This is a genomic window from Mediterraneibacter sp. ICN-202921 (assembly GCF_037890075.1).
Taxonomy (GTDB): Bacteria; Bacillota; Clostridia; order Lachnospirales; family Lachnospiraceae; genus Mediterraneibacter; species Mediterraneibacter massiliensis.
This window is the reverse complement of the sequence record NZ_JBBKBE010000037.1, coordinates 1-1,662: the sequence shown is the minus strand read 5'-3', so window position 1 is coordinate 1,662 and position 1,662 is coordinate 1. Positions and strand designations below refer to the sequence as shown.

4 protein-coding genes are annotated in these 1,662 nt (G+C 38.1%); 2 read left to right on the top strand and 2 right to left on the bottom strand.

From position 1 onward, the window contains the following. Positions 1-22: 22 nt before the first annotated feature. On the bottom strand, positions 23-199 hold the full coding sequence (locus WKT01_RS13690) for a hypothetical protein (protein WP_270395699.1): 177 nt from the start codon (positions 197-199) through the stop codon (positions 23-25). A 73-nt stretch (positions 200-272) separates the two neighbouring features. Between WKT01_RS13690 and WKT01_RS13685 the strand changes: the two genes are divergently transcribed. Then, entirely contained in the window at positions 273-659 is a 387-nt protein-coding gene (locus tag WKT01_RS13685; RefSeq protein WP_270395700.1) for a DUF2513 domain-containing protein, read from the top strand. A gap of 227 nt (positions 660-886) precedes the next feature. On the opposite strand, the gene WKT01_RS13680 is transcribed toward WKT01_RS13685, so the two are convergent. Further along, a complete protein-coding gene (locus tag WKT01_RS13680; RefSeq protein ID WP_270395702.1) occupies positions 887-1,072 on the bottom strand; it encodes a helix-turn-helix domain-containing protein in 186 nt (61 codons plus the stop codon). A gap of 190 nt (positions 1,073-1,262) precedes the next feature. On the opposite strand from WKT01_RS13680, the gene WKT01_RS13675 reads away from it, so the two are divergent. Next, complete coding sequence (locus WKT01_RS13675) at positions 1,263-1,649, top strand: helix-turn-helix domain-containing protein (protein WP_270395703.1); 387 nt, start codon at positions 1,263-1,265, stop codon at positions 1,647-1,649. Positions 1,650-1,662 lie beyond the last annotated feature (13 nt).

Sequence of the window (1,662 nt, the reverse complement as noted above, 5' to 3'; positions counted from 1 at the left end):
TTCTTGGCATATCTTCACCTCCCTATGTATTGTGATACCCGACTGGTTCCTCTCCTCTGCGAAGTAGCTCCATTCTCATTGCCGTGACTGACACGTTCCCCGGCGCAGGCTGTCCACAATCTACCTCTCTATGGATACGATTTTTCAGCTGACTCACTGACCAGTCTTTGACTTTTTCTAATTCCCATTGATATACCATGTTTTCCCCTTCTTTCTTTCGCTTTTAAAATCTGGTATAATCTTCCTAACAAATGACGAAAGGAGAAATTAAAATGAAACTAAATCCAGACTGTATGCGCGATATTCTGATTGCTATGGAAAAACAACCACTTAATCATCAATTAGATTTTGATGACATACTCCCTTTACTTCCAAATTGCTATTCTTCTGATGTGGTAGAATACGCTGCTCTCAAATTGAAAGAAGCTGGTTTTATACATGCAATTACTACTTCTGATGCAGAGGGCGACTACCTTGTTGCGTTTCTTGATATTACCTATTCTGGTCATCAATTTCTTTCTGATATTCGTTCGGATAACGTTTGGAATAACGTAAAAGAAGTTAGTAAAAAAGTAGGTTCAAATTCCGTATCAGCAATCTCGCAGATTGCCTCTGGAGTCATTATGGCAATCATCAAGTCGCAGCTTGGTCTTACTTAAAAAGATGTTTCGTCGCTTCGTGGGTACATTCTTTTATTTCGTTGTCGTTTGGAAGTTTGTACCCTCTTATTGTCATGTAATAAATCATTGCCATGCATGAAATGTATCTTTTCATCCATCCTGCAGCACATATCACCGTTGTAACAATGAATACCGCTGTCCACATCTCGTATCACCTCCTCCTTTCCGTCCAACGTCCATTTTATCGGACACCCTCTTTGTTACAATTAATCCAAGAAGTATTCAATACTGACGCCGAAGTAGTCGGCAAGAATTTTTAACTTCTCCATCTTCGGTTTGCTTCTACCCGACTTCCAATCGGAAAATGTAGATTTCGTGATTCCTGTATCTTCTGACACGCGATAGTCCGTCAGTTTTCTTGAATCTCTGATTTCTACATATTTTTCGTACATTAAATAATCACCTCATTTCCGAACTTTTCTATTGATTTTAGTTCGGAAATCAGATACAATATATTTACCAGATATATTGACAGTTACAATTTGTTTTGATTTCCGAACTTTGTAGCTTTATTATAGTGCGGATTTCAGAACTTGTCAATAGCTTTTGTACTGATTTCAAAATTTTTTTGTGAGGTATATTATGTATGAAGTATATTGCAAGTTGAGAGACCAACAAGGACTAAAGGATGCTGATGTAGCAAGAGAAACCGGAATTACTAAATCTACCTTTTCGGATTGGAAAAATGGAAGAAGTGAACCAAAAGATCCAAAGCTACAAAAAATTGCAAAGCTTTTCGGCGTTTCTGTGGAATACCTTAGAACTGGAAAAGACAAAGAAGGCGGTGAGAAATACTATCTAAATGAAGAGACTGCACAAGTAGCGCAAGAAATATTTGAAAACAAAGAGTTACGGGCTTTATTTGATGTGCAGAAAGACATGGAACCTGAAGACCTGAAAGCATTGCACAATATGGCTCTCGCTCTTAAGAGAAAGGAACGTGGAGACATTGACGACACCGGTTGTTAATTGCAATATCATC

Bases quoted from the DNA above. Each gene is read 5' to 3' on its own strand.
- WKT01_RS13690 (WP_270395699.1), bottom strand. From the start codon at position 199: ATGGTATATCAATGGGAATTAGAAAAAGTCAAAGACTGGTCAGTGAGT.
- WKT01_RS13685 (WP_270395700.1), top strand. From the start codon at position 273: ATGAAACTAAATCCAGACTGTATGCGCGATATTCTGATTGCTATGGAA.
- WKT01_RS13675 (WP_270395703.1), top strand. From the start codon at position 1,263: ATGTATGAAGTATATTGCAAGTTGAGAGACCAACAAGGACTAAAGGAT.
- WKT01_RS13680 (WP_270395702.1), bottom strand. From the start codon at position 1,072: ATGTACGAAAAATATGTAGAAATCAGAGATTCAAGAAAACTGACGGAC.